The organism is Streptomyces sp. NPDC046727, from assembly GCF_040645635.1.
In the GTDB taxonomy this organism is placed as follows: Bacteria; Actinomycetota; Actinomycetes; order Streptomycetales; family Streptomycetaceae; genus Streptomyces.
In genome coordinates, this window is sequence record NZ_JBEYYR010000018.1 from 11,620 (window position 1) to 32,097 (window position 20,478).

Here is a 20,478-nt window from a genome sequence, read left to right on the forward strand (position 1 = left end):
AGCTCGGTCCACTGCCCTTGTTGGAGATCCTGCACTGTGCTGGAATTCCACGGACCGCCGCGGGATCGTGCCGGCGCACAGGGGGCGCATCAGCGCCGAGCGGCGGCGAGATAGGGGGGAACCAGCGCCGGTCACTCAAGACCACCGGGGGGCGTATTCAGGGCGCTCTCCAAAACGCCGACACCGTGTCCCTCCGTTCACGCGGGGGGGTGCCTGGTCCAGAGGTTGCGACGCTAGTGCAGGGACGTTTCAAGAGGGATGGCAGCGCTTCGGCGGAGCCGGAGCCGCACGGCGGGACTGCCCCCACGAAAGGCAGCTCCGTGCCCCAGCACGCCCAGAACCCGGGCCTGGCCCCGGCCGGAGACGGCGGTGAGCGCGGCGGCCGTTCCGGCGCGTCCGCCTCGTCGTCCGCCACGACGGCGGCGCCCGCGGGCAACCCCACGCCGTCGGTGAAGCCCGCGCAGGGCCCCACCGGCACCGGCTCGCGGCTGGCCCTGCGCAACTGGCGCATCTCCACCCGCCTGGTGTCGCTGCTCGCGCTGCCCGTGGTCGCGGCCACCTCGCTGGGTGCGCTGCGTATCAACCAGTCCATGGACGACATCCAGCAGCTCGACAACATGAAGCTGCTGACGGACATGACCAAGCAGGCCACCGAGCTGGCCACCGCACTCCAGGACGAGCGCGACCAGTCCGCCGGCCCCCTGGCACACGGCGGCCTGAAGTCGAACGACTACCAGATCAAGGGCTTCCAGCAGAAGACCGACCGGGCCCGCGAGAACTTCCTCGACGCCTCCGAGCAGATCGACGCGGCCAGCAAGGACGGCAACCTCCAGGGCGTCCGCGACGCGCTCGTCGGTCTCGCCAACCAGCTGGACGACCTGGCCAAGATCCGCAAGTCCGCGTACGCGTCCAAGACCAACGCCTCCCAGACGGTCGAGTCCTATCACCGGCTCATCACCCAGCTGATCAGCCTCTCCCAGGACATGGCCGAGGCGTCCAGCAACCCGGAGATGATCTCCCGCACCCGTGCCCTGGCGGCCTTCTCCACCGCCAAGGAGTACGCGTCCGTGCAGCGCGCCATGATCGCCGCCGCGCTGCCCGCGATCACCAGCACCAAGGGCGACCTCTCCGAGAACGACCGCCTCTACGGCCAGTCGGCGTACGAGAGCGAGAACTCCGAGCTGGCGATCTTCCGGAAGATCTACGCCAGCCAGAACGCCGAGGAACTCCTCAAGCCGATCGACGAGGGCAACCCGACGATCGAAGCCGCCGACACCTACGCGAAGCGCTCCTTCGAGTCCCCGGACGGCCTGCAGCAGCTGCCGGCGCGGTCCTACAAGGACTGGGTGGACGACAGCTCGACCAAGCTCGAGCAGATGGAGAAGATCGAGCACACGCTCCTGGAGGAGATGGAGCAGAAGGCCCGCGAGCTGAAGAGCGCCACCCAGCAGGACGCGATCATCTCCGGTGCGCTGATCCTGCTCGTGCTCGGTGTCTCGCTGGTCGGCGCGTTCGTCGTGGCCCGGTCCATGATCCGCTCGCTGCGCCGCCTCCAGGAGACCGCGACCAAGGTCGCCCAGGACCGTCTGCCCGAGCTGGTCAAGCAGCTGTCGGAGTCGGACCCGCAGGACGTCGACACCTCCGTGGAGTCGGTCGGTGTGCACTCCCGGGACGAGATCGGCCAGGTGGCCGCGGCCTTCGACGACGTGCACCGCGAGGCGGTCCGCCTCGCCGCCGAGCAGGCCCTTCTCCGGGGCAACGTCAACGCGATGTTCACCAACCTCTCGCGCCGCTCCCAGGGTCTGATCCAGCGCCAGCTGTCGCTGATCTCCGAGCTGGAGTCCCGCGAGGCCGACCCGGACCAGCTGTCCTCGCTGTTCAAGCTCGACCACCTCGCGACGCGTATGCGCCGTAACGGTGAGAACCTCCTCGTTCTCGCGGGTGAAGAGCCCGGCCGCCGCTGGACCCGCCCGGTCCCGCTGGTCGACGTGCTCCGCGCCGCCGCGTCCGAGGTGGAGCAGTACGAGCGCATCGAGCTGGCCGCCGTGCCGACCACCGAAGTGGCCGGCCGGGTCGTCAACGACCTCGTGCACCTGCTCGCCGAGCTGCTCGAGAACGCCACCTCCTTCTCCTCGCCGCAGACCAAGGTCAAGGTCACCGGTCACGCGCTGCCCGACGGCCGCGTGCTGATCGAGATCCACGACACCGGTATCGGCCTCTCCCCCGAGGACCTCGCGGCGATCAACGAGCGGCTGGCCTCGCCGCCCACCGTGGACGTCTCGGTGTCCCGCCGCATGGGTCTGTTCGTGGTCGGCCGGCTGTCGCAGCGCCACGGCATCCGCATCCAGCTGCGCCCGTCCGACTCCGGTGGTACGACCGCGCTGGTCATGCTGCCCGTCGACGTCGCCCAGGGCGGCAAGAAGCCCGCTCCGGGCAAGCCCGGCGCGCCCTCGACCGGTGGTCCCGCCGCCGCGCAGGCCGCCGCCGGTGCGGCCGCGGCCCGACGGCAGAACGGCAACAACGGCGGTGCCCTCGGCGGCGCCCCGGCCGGCGGCGGTCTGCTCGGTGCCGGTCCGTCCCCGCGCGGTCAGGTCGGCTCCGCCCAGGGTCCCCGGGCCGCGCTGCCCGGCACGGGCCAGGGCGGGCGTCCCGGTGCGCCGGGCGGAGCGCGTGGTCCCCAGGGCGGCCGGCCGGCGCCCGCCGGTTCCGGTGCGGGCGGCTTCGGCGGTCAGACGCCGGGCGCCCCGCAGGGCCTGCAGGCCGCGGGCCCGGGCGCGCCGCAGCAGGACCTGTTCGGCGGCCGTGGCCGGAAGCGTTCCGGCAAGTCCGCGGACCAGGGCCGCCAGCCCCAGCTGCCGCCGCGCGGCGGCCCGCGGGCCGAGCTGCCCGGCGGTGACCCGCAGTCCCGCACCCCGGACTGGAGCGACGCGCAGGCGCCGCTGTCCCGCGCCTCGCTGGACACCCCGCGCGGCCACGACGAGCAGGACCCGTCGCAGACCGCGCGCATGCCGCGCGTGGACGACCGGCAGGGACCGGGCTCGACCGCCGAGATGCCGGCGATCCCCCGTTTCGACGCGCAGGGTCCGGGCTCGACGGGCGAGTTCCCGCGTCCCGAGCTGCCCGGCGCGGGCGGTTCCGCCCAGCACACGGGCCAGTTCGCCCGCCCGGACAACGCCCAGCAGACGGGCCAGTTCGCGCGTCCCGACAACTTCCAGCAGACCGGCCAGTTCGCGCGCCCCGACAGCGCCCAGAACACGGGGCAGTTCACGCGCCCCGACGCCGGCGGGCAGGACCACTTCGGCGGACCCGGCGACCAGCAGGGCACCGGTTCGTTCGTCCGCCCCGACGTGTTCGGCACGTCGGGGACCGGGCGGCCGGACAACGGCGCGCAGAGCACGGGCCAGTTCCCGGCCCCGCAGGCCCCGCAGGCGTACGACAACGGCTACGACGGCAGCTCCACCGGGCAGCACTCCCTGCCCGGCCGCCAGGACCCCGGCCACACCGGGCAGTTCGAGCGCCCGCAGCCGGCCGGCCGTGACGACTTCGGCGCCCCGCGCCAGCCGGCCCCGCAGCAGCAGCGTCCGGCTCACCGGGAGCCGGAGGCGCTGCCGCCGGCCAGCAACCCGGGTGACGGACGGACCCCGCTGTACGACACGCTGGAGACCAACTGGTTCCACGGCGGTCCGCAGCAGGAGGGCGCGCCCGCTCCGCGACAGCCGCAGGCGTCCGCGCCGGCTCCGGCCCCGGCTCCGCAGCGGTCCGCGTCGAACACCGGCTCCTGGCGTACCTCGCCGAACGACGAACTCGTCCGGCAGGCCGAGCGCGTCCGGCAGCCCGCCGCGGGCGGGATCACCACCTCCGGCCTGCCGCGCCGGGTGCCCCGGGCGAACCTCGTCCCGGGCACAGCACAGCAGCAACAGCACCAAGCCGGTCCGCAGGTCTCGCGTGCGCCTGACGACGTACGCGGACGGCTGACCAATCTTCGTCGGGGCATCGCTCAGGGCCGTCAGGCCGGCAGCGGCCAGACCGGCAGCTACCCGAGCCCCACTCACCAGCAGGAGCGTTAGTTGAGTCCGATGAGCCAGGCGGCACAGAACCTGAACTGGTTGATCACCAACTTCGTGGACAACACCCCCGGGGTGTCCCACACGGTGGTGGTCTCCGCCGACGGCCTTCTGCTGGCGATGTCCGAAGGCTTCCCGCGGGACCGCGCCGACCAGCTGGCGGCCGTCGCGTCCGGGCTGACCTCGTTGACCGCCGGGGCGTCCCGGATCTTCGAGGGCGGCACGGTGGCGCAGACGGTCGTCGAGATGGAGCGCGGGTTCCTCTTCCTCATGTCCATCTCGGACGGGTCGTCCCTCGCGGTCCTGGCCCATCCCGAGGCGGACATCGGTCTCGTCGGCTACGAGATGGCACTGCTCGTCGACCGCGCGGGGGCGGTACTCACCCCGGACCTGCGCGCCGAACTCCAGGGAAGTCTGCTTCACTGACCGTCCCCGGCACCACCCACCTCACAAAAACACCGTCCGGCCGCCACAATCCCCCCACCGGCCCCGTCAGACGGCTTGACTGACCGACTTGCTGTCCCGCCCGGAGGATTCATGACCCCGCCCACCGCCCATCATGATCCGTACGCGGAGCCGTACGGGGACGAGGGCGACCAGCCGCTGGTGAGGCCGTACGCCATGACCGGCGGCCGGACCAGGCCTCGCTACCAGCTCGCCATCGAGGCGCTGATCAGCACCACGGCCGACCCGGCAGCACTCATGGGGCTGCTCCCCGAGCACCAGCGCATCTGCCACCTGTGCCGCGAGGTCAAGTCGGTCGCGGAGGTCTCCGCGCTGCTGGCCATGCCGCTCGGTGTGGCCCGGATCCTGGTCGCCGACCTCGCCGAGGCCGGCCTGGTCGCCATCCACCAGCCGGGTGGCGACGAGAACAACGGCGGCGCTCCGGATGTGACGCTGCTCGAAAGGGTGCTCAGTGGACTTCGCAAGCTCTGACGCGGGCCGGGCCACCACCTCCGCGAAGATCGTGGTGGCGGGCGGCTTCGGCGTGGGCAAGACCACGTTCGTCGGCGCCGTCTCGGAGATCAACCCGCTGCGCACAGAGGCCGTCATGACGTCCGCTTCCGCGGGCATCGACGACCTCACCCACACCGGGGACAAGACCACCACCACGGTGGCCATGGACTTCGGCCGCATCACCCTGGACCAGGACCTGATCCTGTACCTGTTCGGTACCCCCGGCCAGGACCGCTTCTGGTTCATGTGGGACGACCTGGTGCGCGGCGCGATCGGCGCGGTGGTGCTCGTGGACACCCGGCGCCTGGCCGACTGCTTCCCGGCCGTCGACTACTTCGAGAACAGCGGCCTGCCGTTCGTCGTCGCGCTCAACGGCTTCGACGGCCAGCAGCCGTACCAGCCGGACGAGGTGCGCGAGGCGCTGCAGATCGGCCCCGACACCCCGATCATCACGACGGACGCCCGCCACCGCGCGGACGCCAAGAGTGCCCTGATCACGCTGGTGGAGCACGCCCTGATGGCGCGGCTGAAGTAGCACTCAAGTACGACGGACCGTACGGCACTTGCCGTAAGCGAATCGGAGCCGACTGTGGCCTTTGACACGGTCGGCTCCGGTGTTCATAACAGTTCGGCAGAGGAATCACCCGGCATCACCACGCGACGCGGTCGAGCGGTACCGCTGTGCGCACAAACGCCCCGCCTTTTGGCGGGGCTCGCTCTTTATGACCGTTTTATCTGGCACTTACAACGGCCCCACCACCGGGTTTCCACTGTTTGGAAGTGCGCTGGTCCACGTGCTGGAATGCCTGAACTGCCCAATGGTCAAAGACGTACTCCGTAGTGGTCTGTGGCGAACCGGGCTCTGAGAGACTGCGGCACGACGAAGGTGCCGACCGCCGAGAGGTTGTTGGTCGAGTGAGGCGAAGCAAGAACGGTCCCGAGCCGTCGGCACGGGGCAACTTCACCCCGCCGCCGCGCGCTGCGGCGCCCACCCCCGTTCCCGGTGCGGAACCGGCGGCCACTCCCGCGTCCAGCGGCGGCCGTCTCTCCCCGCGGAACTGGCGGGTGCCGACCCGCCTGAACGCGATCCTGCTCATACCCGTGGCGGTCGGTCTCGTCATGGGCGGCTTCCAGGTGAAGAGTTCGATCGACACCTGGCAGCAGGCCCGCGACGCCGAGAACACCGCCCGTCTGGTGCGTGCCGCCCTCACCTACGCCGACGCTCTGGAGAGCGAGCGTGACGTCACCGCGGCACCGCTGCTCCTGCACAAGAAGGACGCGGCCAGCAAGCAGCTCGTCGACGACGCCCGCAAGGCCACGGACCAGGCCGCCGACGCCTTCCACGAGGCGGCGAAGAGCGCGCCGGACGAGTCGGGCCTGAACCGCCGGCTGAAGCTGTTCGGCGAGGCCGAGCCCACGCTGGTGCAGCTGCGGCAGCAGGCGTACACGTCCAAGAAGACCGGCGTGCAGACCGAGGAAGGCTACGTCGGCGTCGCCCACCCCCTGATGGAGTTCGCCAACGAACTCGGTCTGGGCACCGGAAACATCACCTCCTACGGCCGTACCGTCTATGCCATCTCGCTGACCAAGGCGGCGCTGTCGCTGGAGCGGTCGATCGGCACGCACCTGCTGGTCAAGCCGGGCCCGGACGCCCCGAACCTGGCGACCCAGCGGGTCTCCCTGTCCTCGTACGCCTACCTCGAGCGCATCGCCGTGGAGGAGTACAAGGGCGGTGGCACCGAGGCCGACGCGCAGAAGCTCGAGGACGCGAAGGCGAAGATCACGACGGAGGCCACCGCCGCGGCCCAGAAGGCCAAGGCGAGCAACCCGAAGTACGTCCCGCCGCCGTCCGAGCCGGCCGACATGGTCACGGCACTCGCCACCATGAAGGACACCAGCACGCTCACCCGTGACGAGCTGGCGGCCAGGGGCATCACCGCCGAGAACTGGTGGGCGGTCAACACGCTGAAGTACAAGGCCTACCGGCAGATCGAGTCGGACCTGGCCGACAAGGCGGTGAACGAGGCCTCCGACATCGCCGACGACGCCAAGACGTCCGCCTTCATCACCGGTGCCGTGGTCGTCATCGCCCTGCTGGCCGCGTTCATCCTGGCCGGCATGGTGGCCCGCCAGATGAGCCGCGCGATGCGCCAGCTGCGCAACGCCGCCTTCGGCATCGCCGAGCAGCGCCTGCCGATGCTGGTCGACCAGCTGTCGCGCACGGACCCCGGCCGCGTCGACACCCGGGTCGCCCCGATCCCGATCACCACCAAGGACGAGATCGGCGAGGTCGCCCGCGCCTTCGACCAGGTCCACCGCGAAGCGGTCCGGCTCGCCTCCGAGCAGGCCCTGCTGCGGGGCAACATCAACGCGATCTTCACCAACCTGTCGCGCCGCAACCAGTCGCTGATCGAGGGCCAGCTGACCCTGATCACCGACCTGGAGAACAACGAGGCCGACCCGGACCAGCTGGAGAACCTCTTCAAGCTGGACCACCTGGCCACCCGTATGCGCCGCAACGGCGAGAACCTCCTGGTCCTCGCCGGCGAGGAGCCGGGCCGCCGCTGGGACCAGCCGGTCCCGCTGGTCGACGTGCTGCGCGCCGCCTCCTCCGAGGTGGAGCAGTACGAGCGCATCGAGCTGTCCGGCGTGCCGGAGGCCGAGATCCACGGCCGTGCGGTCACCGACCTCGTGCACCTGCTGGCCGAGCTGCTGGAGAACGCGACGACGTTCTCCTCGCCGCAGACCAAGGTCCGCGTCACCGCGACCCGTCTCCCCGACGGCCGCGTCATGATCGAGATCCACGACAAGGGCATCGGCCTGACCGCCGAGGACTTCGCGGACATCAACCACAAGCTGGCCAACCCGCCGACCGTGGACGCCGCGATCTCCCAGCGCATGGGCCTGTTCGTGGTCGGCCGGCTGTCCGACCGGCACGGCATCCGGGTCCAGCTGCGCCCCTCGGGCGAGCAGGCCGGTACGACCTCCCTGGTCATGCTGCCGGACGCGATCACGCACGGCGGTGGCGGCGAGGCCCCGCTGGACCGCGAGGAGTTCACCGTCTCGCAGATCATCCCGGAGCAGCAGTTCCAGGGTGAGAGCTTCAACCAGGTGCAGCCCATGCGCACCGCCGCCGAGCTGGGCTTCGACGACAGCCAGTACACCGAGGTCCCGGACGACATCCGCGACCTGGACCCGGTCGGCCGCTCCCTGATGCGAGAGGAGCGCCGCGCCGCCCTGGAGGCCCAGACCCACGGCCAGCAGCCCGGCGACGCGCAGCAGGAGGCCGCCGAGGCCCCCGGCGGATACGCCGACCCGTTCACCGGTCAGCAGGCGTACCAGGAGCAGCCGCAGCAGGCGTACGACGAGCAGCCCCAGCAGGCGTTCCAGACGCCGGCGTACGAGGAGCAGCAGCGCACGTCGTCGTACGAGCAGCGCTACGAGCAGCCGTACGAGGAGCAGTACTACGCGTCGAACGGCGAGGTGCCGCAGCAGGACGGCTTCTCCCCCAACGGCGGCTACCCGGAGCCCGAGGCCCCGTATGCGGAGCCTGCCCAGGCGCCGTCCTACCAGGACGACTGGCCGCAGCAGGACAGCTACCAGAACGGCTATCCGGCCCAGTACGCTGCGGAAACGGAATCCCCGCAGGCCGCTGACGCAGGTGAGCGGAACCGCGTAGGCTTCGACCGTCCGGGAACGGCCTCCCCCGCCGCACACGGCCTGACCGACGCCGGGCTGCCCCGCCGCGGGTCCTTCGCGGGCGGTTCCAACGGCGCCGGATCCGCGAACGGCACGGCGCGCGTGCAGCAGGATGCGCCGGCTCCGGCATCCGGGAACGCACCGGGGGCGGGCGGCGACAGCGGCTGGCGCTCGGCCAACGACGAGCGGTGGCAGCAGGCCTCGCAGCTCCGGAAGCCCAAGGCAGGCGGGGTCACCGCCTCCGGTCTGCCGCGGCGGGTACCCAAGGCCAATCTGGTCGAGGGTTCCGCCGAAACCACCCCTCAGGGAGGCCCACAGGTCTCCCGCGCCCCGGAGGACGTCCGGGGCAGGCTGAGCAACCTGCGTCGGGGCGTCCAGCGCGGACGCAGCGCAGGCAGTGAAACGAACGGCCAGGGCTTCGGTCCTGACAGCACCTACAACCAGGAGCGTTAGTGTGAGCCCGATGAGCCAGGCGGCACAGAACCTGAACTGGTTGATCACCAACTTCGTGGACAACACCCCGGGGGTGTCCCACACGGTGGTGGTCTCCGCCGACGGACTCCTTCTGGCGATGTCCGAAGGCTTCCCCCGCGACCGCGCCGACCAGCTCGCGGCCGTCGCCTCCGGTCTGACGTCTCTGACGGCAGGCGCCTCCCGGATCTTCGAGGGAGGCAGTGTGAACCAGACGGTTGTGGAGATGGAGCGAGGATTCCTCTTCATCATGTCCATCTCCGACGGTTCGTCGCTCGCGGTCCTGGCCCACCCGGAGGCGGACATCGGCCTCATCGGGTACGAGATGGCCCTTCTGGTGGACCGCGCGGGCACGGTCCTGACCCCGGATCTCCGTGCGGAGCTCCAGGGAAGCCTTCTCAACTAGAAGCCAGACGGTGCGTATTCGCGTCCCGGGGCCGTAAGGTTTCGGGACGCGGCTCCACAGGGATGGGTGCCCGGCACGGTCGGAGGAGGAGAGAAAGTGGCAACACCCCCAGGCGGTTCCAATAACGGCAACTGGTCGTACGGCCCTGCCCAGGGTCAGGGCGACGGTTCCGGGAACCGGTACAACTTCCCCTCCGCCCCGAGCCACCGGCAGCCGTACGCGCCGCAGGGACCCGGTCCTTCGCCGTACGACCAGCCCCAGGCCCCGCGCATCCAGCCGGTCCAGCCGCAGCGCCGCCCCGAGCCGGCCCCGGCCACGGCGAACAACAACCCCTTGGTGCGTCCGTACGCCATGACCGGCGGACGGACCCGCCCGCGCTACCAGCTCGCCATCGAGGCACTGGTGCACACCACCGCCGCTCCGCACCAGATGCAGGGCCAGCTGCCCGAGCATCAGCGGATCTGCAACCTGTGCCGGGAGATCAAGTCGGTGGCCGAAGTGTCGGCCCTGCTCACGATCCCCCTCGGCGTGGCCAGGATTCTCGTCGCCGACTTGGCGGAGGCGGGCCTGGTCGCCATCCATCAGCCCGGCGGCGACGAGAACGCCGGTGGCCAGCCAGACGTGACACTGCTCGAAAGGGTGCTCAGTGGACTTCGCAAGCTCTAGCGGCGGTCCTTCCCGCTCCACCACCTCCGCGAAGATCGTGGTGGCGGGCGGCTTCGGCGTGGGCAAGACCACGTTCGTCGGCGCCGTCTCGGAGATCAACCCGCTGCGCACAGAGGCCGTCATGACGTCCGCGTCGGCCGGCATCGACGACCTCACCCACACCGGGGACAAGACGACCACGACGGTCGCCATGGACTTCGGCCGCATCACCCTGGACCAGGACCTGATCCTGTACCTGTTCGGTACCCCCGGCCAGGACCGCTTCTGGTTCATGTGGGACGACCTGGTGCGCGGCGCGATCGGCGCGGTGGTGCTCGTGGACACCCGGCGCCTGGCCGACTGCTTCCCCGCGGTCGACTACTTCGAGAACAGCGGCCTGCCGTTCGTCATCGCCCTCAACGGCTTCGACGGCAACCAGCCGTACCAGCCGGACGAGGTCCGCGAGGCGCTGCAGATCGGCCCCGACACCCCGATCATCACGACGGACGCCCGCCACCGCGCGGACGCCAAGTCGACGCTGATCACGCTCGTGGAGCACGCCCTGATGGCCCGCCTGCGCTAGCGGTTCTCCGCTTCAGAAGGGGCTCTTTCCATTCCGGAGAGGGCCCCTTTGTCGTACCCGCCTGCCACACTGGTCGACGCACGGAGGGGGTGGCGATGGTTGCCGAGGCGGCTGCGTTACGACTGGGGACGACCGTGGCGAAGGCGGCGGCCCAGATGTGGCTCGGGGGGAAGCGGCGGGAGCAGGAACGCCGCATGGACCTGGCCGAGCTGATCCGGCTGCGGGTGTCCGGGCTGCGCTTCCAGCGGAGTGTGGAGCGGCAGTTCGAGGAGATCGCGGACGCGGTGTACGACCGGCTGGCGCCGTTCCTGGAGCGGGAGTTCGGGGGGCTGGAGGAGAGCAGCCGTCGGGCTGTGATCGACGGGGTGTGCGACACGTTCACGGCGGCGGACCTGTCGGACGAGGCGCTGTTGGCGGCGGATGTGAATCCGGCGGAGATCGTGCGCCGGGTGACGGGATCCGTGACGCCGCCCGTGGGGCTCGGCGAGGCGGAGACCCGGCTGTACGAGGTGCTGTTCGCGGAGTGCGTCGAGTACTACGTGCGGATCGTGCAGGGCCTGCCGGTCTTCGAGGAACGGGCGCTGAGCGAGCTGCTGGCGCGTACGACGTCCCTGGGCGCGGAGATCGCCCGGGTGCTGGAGCGGCTCCCGGACCGGTCCCTGTTCGCCCCGGAAGGAACGGACCGGGACGGGGAGTTCCGGTGGCGCTACCTGGCACTGATCAGCACGACCCTGGACGAGGTGGAGCTGTTCCGGCGTACCTCGGACCGGGCGGGGGCGCACGTACGGCTGTCGGTGGCGTACGTGAGTCTGCGCGCCACGGGCGACGAGGGCAGCCGGCGTCGCCCGACCCGCTCCCTGCCGGTGCTGCGGCCGGACATGAGCGACTGGGAGGAGGCCGCGAGCGAGAGCGCCGGGATGAGGGTGGAAGCGGCCCTGGGCGGCGCCACCCGGGTGCTGCTGCGGGGCGAGGCGGGCTCGGGCAAGACGACGCTGCTGCGCTGGCTGGCGATCACGGCGGCGCGCGGGGCGTTCACCGGCGAGCTGGCCGACTGGAACGGCCTGACCCCGGTGTTCGTGAAACTGCGCGAGTACAGCGGGCGGGAGCTGCCGAGACCGGAGGCGATGCTGGACTCGGTGGCCGGGCAGATCACCGGAGTCATGCCGAGGGCGTGGGTGGAACGCCAACTCGCCGACGGCAACGCCCTGTTGCTGATCGACGGCGTGGACGAGCTGCTGGACAGCGAACGGCGGGGCGTACGGGAGTGGCTGCGCAAACTGCTGACGGCGTACGGGACGGTGCGGGTCGTCGTCACGTCACGCCCCACGGCGGCACGTGCCGACTGGCTGCGCGGCGAGGAGTTCACGGCCCTCCACCTCGACCGCATGGCCCCGCCCGACCTGGCGGCCTTCGTACGGCAGTGGCACCAGGCGGTACGGGAGCTGGGCGAGGACCTGCCCTGCAAGGTGGAGGAACTCCCGCGCTACGAACAGTCGTTGCTGGCGAGCCTGAAGGACCGGCCCCATCTCCAGTCCCTGGCGGGTACGCCCCTGCTGGCGGCGATGCTGTGCGCGATGCACCTCAACCGGGGCAGCCAGCTCCCCCGGGACCGGATGGAGCTGTACCGCAACGCCCTGCACACCCTGGTCCACGAACGGGACGCGGACCGGAACGTGCCGAGCGCGGTGGACGGGCGGCTGAGTCTGAACGACAAGCTGGTGCTGCTGCGGGACCTGGCGTGGCGGTTGTCCGACAACAACCGCAGTGAGATCGCGCTGGAGCAGGCGGCCGTGCACGTGGGGCGGAAGCTCGCGGGGATGCGTCATCTGGACGAGCAGGACGGCGGCAAGGTGCTGGAGCAGCTCCGGGACCGCTCGGGCATCCTCCGCTCCCCCGCCGAGGGCCGCCTGGACTTCGTCCACCGGACGTTCCAGGAGTACCTGGCGGCCGAGGAGGCCACGGAGGAGGACCGCATCGGCAACCTGACCGAGCGGGCCCACCTGGACCTGTGGCGCGAGACGATCATCATGGCGGCCGGCCATGCCAACCGCCCGCAGCGGGAGGAGCTACTGGCCGGCATCCTGGACCGGGCCCGGGAGGAACCCCGGTACGGCAGGAAACTGCGGCTGCTGGCGGCGGCCTGCCAGGAGACGGTACCGGAGGTCTCCGACGGTCTGGCGGGGCGCTTGGAGGAGGCGGTGTCGGCCCTGCTGCCACCACGCCGGCAGACGGATCCGCCGGCACTGGCCGCGGTCGGCCCGAGCCTGCTGCGGAGGCTGCCACGGTCACTGGAGGAACTGTCACCGAAGGCGGCGGTGCAGACGGTACGGACGGTGGCGCTGATCGGCGGGGAGCAGGCGCTGGGGCTGCTGGAGGGGTACGCGCGGGATGGGCGTCGGGACGTGGTGGCCGCGCTCATCGACGCGTGGGCGTATTTCGACGCGGATGCTTACGCCGATCGGGTGATGGGTGGGCTGCCGCTGGATCGGCACTGGGTTGAGCTGAAGCACTCGGCGCAGTTACGAGCGGCTGTACGGTTGCGGTCGCTGAGATCGCTGAGGGTCGATTTCAAGCTCCGGGACTTGACCGTCGTCGCCGAACTGCCGCCCCTTGAGGAACTGAAGTGCACGGTGGCGGAGACGGCTGATCTGTCCGTGCTAAGGGGTCACCCCGGGCTCGAACTGTTCTACCTCGCCGGTGAGCCGTCTCTCCTCCGTCCGGAGGCGCTGGCGGACCTGCCGGAACTGCAGTTCCTCCAGCTGCCCGCCTCGTACGGCATCGAGAGCCTCCCGGCCCTGCCGGGCGTCCTTGTCCTGACGTTCCTGCGCGCCACGGAGAAAACCCCGCTGGACTCCCTCACCCACTGCAAGAGCCTCAGTCACCTGCTGATGTCCGGCGTTCGACGCAGTCGGCTGCCGGAACTCGGACCCTTGTCGGCACTGACCGGCCTGCGCGACCTGAGGCTGCTCAACTTCGACGTCCAGGACCTGCCCCAGCGGCTGGTACTGGCCGGCAGTCAGCTCACCGAACTGACTTTGGGTCGCTGCGTGCTGCCCGAAAGGGGACTCGACAGCCTGCGTGAGCTGACACGGCTCAGGAAGCTGACGCTGGACGCGTGCGAGACCGCCGCAGGCCGCCTCACCGCCCCCGACCTCCCCGACCTCCCCGGCGTCACCGTCACCATCGACTTGAACACACCACGGCCCCGCCTCCCGAAGGGAGCGGCGGGGCCGTAGGTCGCCCGATAAAACTCAGTGCCAGCTGTGCGGCGCCCGGAAGCCAGGCTCGCGTTCAAGGCGGCGCCAGCCGGCCTTGGCGCGGCCTCGGTGGGTCTGGGCCGACGGCTCGGGGCGGGCGGCGGCGCGGGCCATGAGGACAGCCGTGATGGCGGCGACTTCCTCGGGCTCGGCGTGGCCCTTCTCGACGCGGATGTCAGGAGTGCTCATGGGTGTCAGTCTCCGTGAGAGAGAGGTCCGCGGGGTTGCCGCGGAAGGTCCGCTGGGTTACTGCGGCGGGTTGCCGTGCTTGCGCGAGGGCAGGTCGGCGTGCTTGGTGTGCAGCATCGCCAGGGACTTGGCCAGCACCTCGCGGGTCTCGGCGGGGTCGATGACGTCGTCGACCAGGCCCCGCTCGGCCGCGTAGTACGGGTGCATCAGCTCGGCCTTGTACTCCTTGACCATCTTCTGACGCATGGCCTCGGGGTCCTGCGCGTCGGCGATCTGCCGACGGAAGATGACGTTGGCCGCACCCTCCGCGCCCATCACGGCGATCTCGTTCGTCGGCCACGCGTAGGTGAGGTCGGCGCCGATCGACTGGGAGTCCATGACGATGTAGGCACCTCCGTACGCCTTGCGCAGGATGAGCGAAATCCTCGGCACGGTCGCGTTGCAGTAGGCGTACAGCAGCTTCGCGCCGTGGCGGATGATTCCGCCGTGCTCCTGGTCGACACCGGGGAGGAACCCCGGCACGTCCAGGAAGGTGACGATCGGGATATTGAAAGCGTCACACATCTGGACAAAGCGCGCAGCTTTTTCGCTCGCCTCGATGTCCAGGACGCCGGCGAGGACCTGCGGCTGGTTGGCGATGATGCCGACCACCTGACCGTCCAGACGGGCCAGCGCGCAGATGATGTTCCGCGCCCAGCGCTCGTGGACCTCCAGGTACTCGCCGTCGTCGACGATCTCCTCGATGACCTTGGCCATGTCGTACGGCCGGTTGCCGTCGGCCGGGACCAGGTCCAGCAGCACGTCGCTGCGGCGGTCGACCGGGTCCGCGCTCTCCACCCGCGGGGGGTTCTCACGGTTGTTCTGCGGGAGGAGCGAGAGGAGGTAGCGCACCTCGGCGATGCACGTCTCCTCGTCGTCGTACGCGAAGTGGCAGACGCCGCTGGTCTCGGCGTGGACGTCCGCGCCGCCCAGGCCGTTCTGGGTGATCTCCTCGCCGGTCACCGCCTTGACCACGTCCGGGCCGGTGATGAACATCTGGGACGTCTCGCGGACCATGAAGACGAAGTCCGTGAGGGCGGGGCTGTAGGCCGCGCCGCCCGCGCACGGGCCGAGCATCACCGAGATCTGCGGGATGACACCGCTGGCCTTGGTGTTGCGCTGGAAGATGCCCCCGTAGCCGGCGAGGGCCGAGACGCCCTCCTGGATGCGGGCGCCGGCGCCGTCGTTCAGGGAGACCAGGGGCGCGCCGGCCGCGATGGCCATGTCCATGATCTTGTGGATCTTGGTGGCGTGGGCCTCGCCGAGGGCGCCGCCGAAGATCCGGAAGTCGTGGGCGTAGACGAAGACCGTGCGGCCCTCCACCGTGCCCCAGCCGGTGATGACACCGTCGGTGTACGGCTTCTTCGCCTCCAGGCCGAAACCGGTCGCCCGGTGCCGGCGCAGCTGCTCGACCTCCTGGAAGGAGCCGGGGTCGAGGAGCAGCTCGATCCGCTCCCGCGCCGTCAGCTTGCCCTTGGCGTGCTGCGCCTCGGTCGCCTTCTCGCTGGGGCCGGCCACGGCCCGGGCACGGATCTCGTGCAGTTCGGCGACCCGTCCGCGCGCGTCCGTCGGCTCGCCGGTCGGCTCACCCGTCGTCTCTTCCAAAACGGTCATGTAGCGACCTTACGAAGGACACCAAGAAAAGCGAGCCGTCGACTCTGTACAGTCTCCGGCCCGTTTTCCTGGTACCAGTGAACAGAACCATCGCGGCATGCAGCCGTTCCGACTGCTCAGGAGGCCGACGCGTTGTAGGTAGGCAACAAAGAGGTCAGCTGAGAGCCAGCTCACATTCGTGGGTGGCACATGCCATCCCCGGAGTGACACGGAGCCTCAGACGGCGGTCCGCCGAGAGGACCTCGACGCCGTCGCCGGCCCGGGTCACCGCGCGCACCGGATGGTTCCAGACCAGCTCCAGCGGGGCTCCGGTACGGGGCGGCTCGCTCACCCGGAGGGTGACCGTACGGCCCCGGCGGACGACGAGCACGCTCGCGCCGGCCGAGACGGTCAGGTCTCCCACCGTACCGGCCCGCCAGAAGGTGGCACCGGTCAGGCCCAGACGGGGGACGGCGACGGCCTGGCGGGCGGTGTCGTTGGCGAGGACGGTCAGCCAGTGCGGGTCGGCGGCGCGGGCGGCGGTCTCGGCGCGGGAGGCGCCGGGCAGCAGGACGTAGGCGTACCGCGCGGCCACCGGGTCGGTGCCGTGGTCGAGCCAGAGGGTCTGCCAGCGCCGGGTGCGCCGCTCGTCGTCGCTGGTGGTGTTGATGTCGGACCAGGCGCCGGTGCGGTCCTCGCGGAGGGTGCGCAGGTCGCCGCCGCACGGCAGGATCCAGCCGCCGTGCTCCGCCAGGTGCGCCCAGTTCCGGCCGTGTACGAAGCGCTGGGTGCCGTTCTCGCCCAGGTTGCGGTTGTCCACGACCGTCTCGACCGGGACGCCGTCGGCGCAGGAGATCCCGGCGCCGAGGCAGACCACGGCGTCGGCGAGGAAGAACCAGGACTTGCGGGCCTCCAGGGTGGAGCCGAGGCCCTTGAGGTGCTGGCCGACGGCCGCGTAGGTGCCGTCGGTGGTGCCGCCGACCCAGCGGACGTCCGGCTTGGGGGCGCCCCACTCGCCGCCGGCCCGGTCGGCGAGCCGCTTGGTCGACACCGTGGTGCCGGGCAGCCGGTACCAGTCGACGGTGGGCCAGTACCAGTCGGTGTACTGGTCGCCGCGGCCCCGCGGCCACCAGGAGAGCATGCCGGACCCGGTGTGCCAGCCGCGCGGGTTCTCCCCGTTGCCGCACTCGTAGTGGGCGATGCGGTCGCTGGCCATGGCGAGGGCGGCGGTGAAGCGGGGCGTGCGGTGGACGGCCCGGTCCATGGCCGGGAAGAGACGGTGACCGAGGGGTTCCGGGGCGGCGGGTCCGGGCGCGTCGGCGATGGCGTGCAGCCGCGCGAGATCGGCGACCCCGAACTGAGGTGACGTCAGCATCGGTACGACGGTGTCCCGTTCGATCCATCCCCTGACGCGGCCGTGCCAGCGCTCCCGTTCCGCCGTGCTCGCGCCGGCCGCGAGCAGGGCGACGGCGGCGATCAGGGCCTGGCCGTGGTAGTGGTCGCTGCGCAGGATGCGCAGGTCGTCGCCGCGCAGGTGTCCCCGGCTGATGGCACGGCCGTTGACGCAGTCCATCACCAGTCCGTCGTGGATCAGGGGGGCGTAGGCGTGCTCGACGCTGTCCAGGACGTGCTGCCGGTCGGGGTCGACGACCTCCCACTCGGACCCCGCGAGCAGCGCGAACAGCCGCCCGAGTCCGTCGAGCAGGACCTGGCCGTAGGTGCCGGAGTAGGCGACCCAGGTGTGCTGGACGAAGGAGCCGTCGGCGTAGAGGCCGTCGCCGCGGGTGACGTACGGGAAGACCGGCGAGAGGGCGTCCCGGGCGAGGGCGATCCGGCCGGGATCGCGGCCGAGGATCCCGCGCAGGGCGACGGACCGGCACAGGTCGACGCGGTTGGCGCCGGTGGAGGTGCCGGAGTAGTCGGTGAGCATCGCGTCCGGGATGAAGTGGTCGACGGCCGCGCAGGCCGCCGTGATCCGGTCCGGGCCGAGCTGCCCGTAGAGGGCGGCCGTGATGTCCATGAGCAGGCGGGGGCTGCCGATCTGCCACTCCCACCAGTTGCCGTAGCGGGTGGTCGAGGGGTTGTAGACGGTGGCGGACAGATGATCGAGGCCGCGCAGTACGTCGGCGAGGAGACCGGGGTCGCCGGTGGAACCGGTGCCCGCCTGGACGTACGCCTGGGCCATGGTCCACAGGCGGCCGTAGCTGAAGGTGATACCGGCCGGCGGATCGAAGGGGTGGCCGGGCCAGAGGGAGGCGGGAGCGGGAGCCATGGCGCCCTGGAACTCCCTTGCCCGCTGCCCGAGTTGGGCAAGCCGGGAGGCGTACGGCTCCGCCCCCGGGTCGTACCCCGCGCCCAGGGTGAGATCCAGCCAGCGGCGGCGCAGCGCCTCGTACGGGTCGCCGTCGGCCGCGCGGGCGCCGGACGCGGGGGCGACGGCGAGGGCGACGGCCAGCAGCAGCGCGCGTCGGGTCACACCCATGCCCCGGTCACCACCCTCACTCTCCTCGGCTCCCGGCTCAGCAGCCGCCGCAGTTGTAGTAGAGGACGTCCCAATGGCTGCCCTCGTCGGCGTAGATGTTCCCGGAGCCCGACCTGTACTGCGGGGCGCCGTCGCCGCGGAGGCCGATGTACGTGAAGTTGTTCTTGATGTACGACGTCACGCAGGTGTTCTTGCCGTAGTCGAGCTTGTAGCCGTTCCAGTGGGAGTAGGTGCCGGAGGCGTGGCCGGTCTCGGTGCCGCCGGTGACGTTGAGCGCGCAGCCGCTGGCCCCCTTGAGGGTCTGGGCGCCCTGGGCGGTGGCGAGATTGAGCTGCTCGAAGGACGTACAGGTGGGGTTGTTCCGGTCGGAGCAGTTGCCCGAGGACGACCAGGTGATGCCCACGTTGCGGAACATCTGGGTGGCGGTGGCGTGGCTGATCTTGGTGACGGCGAAGGCGTCGGTGGCGGTGCCGAGGACGGCGATGCCCGGGGCGACGACGAGGGCGAGCGCCGTGAGGAGCGCGCGGGGCTTCAGCGGCTTCATGGGGACCTTTCCTGCGATGGGCCGTGCTTCCTCTGGGGCGGCTGTGCAGGTGGTGCAGGCAGATGGTGCCCGAGCGGCCGGCTGTGCGCCAGAGGGCCGGTTCGCGGTGACTGTGCGCAACACCGAGAACACGTTCCGGATGATGTTGAAAACCGAACTTAATGGGGTTACTGTCGAAGACGCAGGTTCGTTTAACGTTCAACCAGGAGCACGACATGGGCATCTTCGGCCGCAAGTCCACCACCCGCACCGCTACCCCCACCCCCGCCGCACCGACCGCCGCGGGCCCCGAGCTGACCGCGCTGACCGGCGACTACACGATCGACCCGGCCCACAGCACGATCGGCTTCGTCGCCCGGCACGCCATGGTCACCAACGTCAAGGGCAACTTCCAGGACTTCACCGGCACGCTGCACCTGGACGGCGCCGACCCGTCCAGGTCCACCGCCACGCTCGACGTCGAGATGGCGAGCATCGACACCGGCAACACGGACCGGGACGGTCACCTGAAGTCGTCCGACTTCTTCAAGATCGACGAGTTCCCGACCATGACCTTCCGCTCGACCAAGGCGGAGGCCCTCGGCGGCGACGACTACCGCATCACCGGCGACCTCTCCCTGCTCGGCGTCACCAAGTCGATCTCCATCGACCTGGAGTTCAACGGCGCCGCGACGGACCCCTTCGGCAACGCACGCGTCGGCTTCGAGGGCAAGACCGAGATCCTGCGCTCCGAGTGGGGCCTGACCTGGAACGCGGCACTGGAAACGGGCGGCGTCCTGGTCTCCGACAAGATCAAGCTGGTCTTCGACATCTCGGCGATCAAGAAGGCGTGAGTCTACGGGGGGTCGGCGGGGGGTGTTCGCGGAGGTCGGCGATTGGCGGGGGCCGGCGGTGGTGGGGAGGGCGTGACCGTTGGCGGTGGTGAGGGGGTGACCGTCGGCGGTAGGGAGGGGGTGGCCGTCGGCACCGGAGAGGGCGCGGCTGTTGCCAGTGTGATGAAGTGACCGTTGGGCCGCTCGCTTCTTGGTCAGTGTCGGGCTTCCGCGAGGTGAGTCAAGGGCGCTCCCGTTCCGCTGCGCTCCACTCCCGCGTCGGCTTCGCCGATGGCCCTCCGGGCCACCCTTGACACACCTCGCTCCAGCCCGGGTAAGAAGCGAGCGAGCGGCCCGGAAGAGCGGTGGCCCTGACCGGTATCGCCCCTTGGGCCAGCTGCCCAGCGCCGTTGGCGGAGGGGGCGCGGGCGCGCCTCGCCAGCACGCCGGGTGGGATCGGCGGCATGCGGCCGGTGGGGGGTGCGCGGCAGCGCCTCGCCGGCACGCCGGGTCGGCTTAGCGGCGAGCGGCGAGCGATGGGTGCGCGGCAGCGCCTCGCATGGACGCCGGGTCGGCTTAGCGGCGAGCGGTCGGCGGGGGTGCGCGGCAGCGCCTCGCCGGCACGCCGGGTCGACTTAGCAGCGAGCGGTCGGCGGGGGTGCGCGGCAGCGCCTCGCCGGCACGCCGGGTCGACTTAGCAGCGAGCGGTCGGCGGGGGTGCGCGGCAGCGCCTCGCC

General features: G+C 70.9%; 14 protein-coding genes. 10 read left to right on the forward strand and 4 right to left on the reverse strand.

The window, feature by feature from the left end; genetic code table 11:
* Positions 1–236: 236 nt before the first annotated feature.
* The 9 genes from ABZ937_RS22610 to ABZ937_RS22650 all read left to right on the forward strand — a co-directional run bounded on the left by ABZ937_RS22610 (position 237) and on the right by ABZ937_RS22650 (position 14,061).
* Positions 237–4,067: a nitrate- and nitrite sensing domain-containing protein gene (locus ABZ937_RS22610; protein WP_361694529.1), complete on the forward strand. Its 3,831-nt coding sequence runs from the start codon at positions 237–239 to the stop codon at positions 4,065–4,067.
* A gap of 9 nt (positions 4,068–4,076) precedes the next feature.
* A complete protein-coding gene (locus ABZ937_RS22615; protein ID WP_014675212.1) occupies positions 4,077–4,490 on the forward strand; it encodes a roadblock/LC7 domain-containing protein in 414 nt (137 codons plus the stop codon).
* Between the two features lie 111 nt (positions 4,491–4,601).
* Positions 4,602–5,000 carry a DUF742 domain-containing protein gene (locus tag ABZ937_RS22620; protein WP_009190816.1) on the forward strand — a complete coding sequence of 133 codons (399 nt, stop codon included), beginning with the start codon at positions 4,602–4,604 and terminating at the stop codon, positions 4,998–5,000.
* Positions 4,981–5,556, forward strand: coding sequence for an ATP/GTP-binding protein (locus ABZ937_RS22625; protein WP_361694531.1), 576 nt, complete (start codon positions 4,981–4,983; stop codon positions 5,554–5,556). The genes ABZ937_RS22620 and ABZ937_RS22625 overlap by 20 nt, the downstream gene beginning before the upstream one ends.
* A gap of 380 nt (positions 5,557–5,936) precedes the next feature.
* Positions 5,937–9,173: a nitrate- and nitrite sensing domain-containing protein gene (locus ABZ937_RS22630; protein WP_361694533.1), complete on the forward strand. Its 3,237-nt coding sequence runs from the start codon at positions 5,937–5,939 to the stop codon at positions 9,171–9,173.
* 10 nt (positions 9,174–9,183) lie between these two features.
* Entirely contained in the window at positions 9,184–9,597 is a 414-nt protein-coding gene (locus ABZ937_RS22635; RefSeq protein WP_004983065.1) for a roadblock/LC7 domain-containing protein, read from the forward strand.
* 96 nt (positions 9,598–9,693) lie between these two features.
* The gene (locus ABZ937_RS22640; protein WP_361694535.1) at positions 9,694–10,263 is read left to right on the forward strand and encodes a DUF742 domain-containing protein; all 570 of its coding nucleotides are present in this window, start codon (positions 9,694–9,696) and stop codon (positions 10,261–10,263) included.
* Positions 10,244–10,825, forward strand: a complete 582-nt coding sequence (locus ABZ937_RS22645) for an ATP/GTP-binding protein (protein WP_361694537.1) — start codon at positions 10,244–10,246, stop codon at positions 10,823–10,825. The genes ABZ937_RS22640 and ABZ937_RS22645 overlap by 20 nt, the downstream gene beginning before the upstream one ends.
* 95 nt (positions 10,826–10,920) lie before the next feature.
* Positions 10,921–14,061 (forward strand): NACHT domain-containing protein, encoded by a 3,141-nt coding sequence (locus ABZ937_RS22650; RefSeq protein WP_361694759.1) that lies wholly within the window; start codon positions 10,921–10,923, stop codon positions 14,059–14,061.
* A gap of 15 nt (positions 14,062–14,076) precedes the next feature.
* Here ABZ937_RS22650 and ABZ937_RS22655 read toward each other — a convergent pair whose 3' ends face one another.
* From ABZ937_RS22655 to ABZ937_RS22670, 4 genes are all read right to left on the reverse strand, one after another.
* Entirely contained in the window at positions 14,077–14,271 is a 195-nt protein-coding gene (locus ABZ937_RS22655; RefSeq protein ID WP_361694539.1) for an acyl-CoA carboxylase subunit epsilon, read from the reverse strand.
* 57 nt (positions 14,272–14,328) lie between these two features.
* Positions 14,329–15,924 (reverse strand): acyl-CoA carboxylase subunit beta, encoded by a 1,596-nt coding sequence (locus ABZ937_RS22660; RefSeq protein ID WP_361694541.1) that lies wholly within the window; start codon positions 15,922–15,924, stop codon positions 14,329–14,331.
* Between the two features lie 154 nt (positions 15,925–16,078).
* Complete coding sequence (locus ABZ937_RS22665) at positions 16,079–18,385, reverse strand: polysaccharide lyase 8 family protein (RefSeq protein WP_361694543.1); 2,307 nt, start codon at positions 18,383–18,385, stop codon at positions 16,079–16,081.
* 37 nt (positions 18,386–18,422) lie between these two features.
* The gene (locus ABZ937_RS22670; protein WP_361694545.1) at positions 18,423–18,929 is read right to left on the reverse strand and encodes a hypothetical protein; all 507 of its coding nucleotides are present in this window, start codon (positions 18,927–18,929) and stop codon (positions 18,423–18,425) included.
* Positions 18,930–19,144: 215 nt separating this feature from the next.
* Here ABZ937_RS22670 and ABZ937_RS22675 point away from each other — a divergent pair, with 215 nt between their 5' ends.
* A complete protein-coding gene (locus ABZ937_RS22675; protein WP_361694547.1) occupies positions 19,145–19,762 on the forward strand; it encodes a YceI family protein in 618 nt (205 codons plus the stop codon).
* Positions 19,763–20,478 lie beyond the last annotated feature (716 nt).

Coding starts and splice junctions, on each gene's coding strand:
- ABZ937_RS22655 (WP_361694539.1), bottom strand. CDS start 14,271: ATGAGCACTCCTGACATCCGCGTCGAGAAGGGCCACGCCGAGCCCGAG.
- ABZ937_RS22665 (WP_361694543.1), bottom strand. CDS start 18,385: ATGGGTGTGACCCGACGCGCGCTGCTGCTGGCCGTCGCCCTCGCCGTC.
- ABZ937_RS22620 (WP_009190816.1), top strand. CDS start 4,602: ATGACCCCGCCCACCGCCCATCATGATCCGTACGCGGAGCCGTACGGG.
- ABZ937_RS22660 (WP_361694541.1), bottom strand. CDS start 15,924: ATGACCGTTTTGGAAGAGACGACGGGTGAGCCGACCGGCGAGCCGACG.
- ABZ937_RS22675 (WP_361694547.1), top strand. CDS start 19,145: ATGGGCATCTTCGGCCGCAAGTCCACCACCCGCACCGCTACCCCCACC.
- ABZ937_RS22615 (WP_014675212.1), top strand. CDS start 4,077: ATGAGCCAGGCGGCACAGAACCTGAACTGGTTGATCACCAACTTCGTG.
- ABZ937_RS22650 (WP_361694759.1), top strand. CDS start 10,921: ATGGTTGCCGAGGCGGCTGCGTTACGACTGGGGACGACCGTGGCGAAG.
- ABZ937_RS22670 (WP_361694545.1), bottom strand. CDS start 18,929: ATGAAGCCGCTGAAGCCCCGCGCGCTCCTCACGGCGCTCGCCCTCGTC.
- ABZ937_RS22635 (WP_004983065.1), top strand. CDS start 9,184: ATGAGCCAGGCGGCACAGAACCTGAACTGGTTGATCACCAACTTCGTG.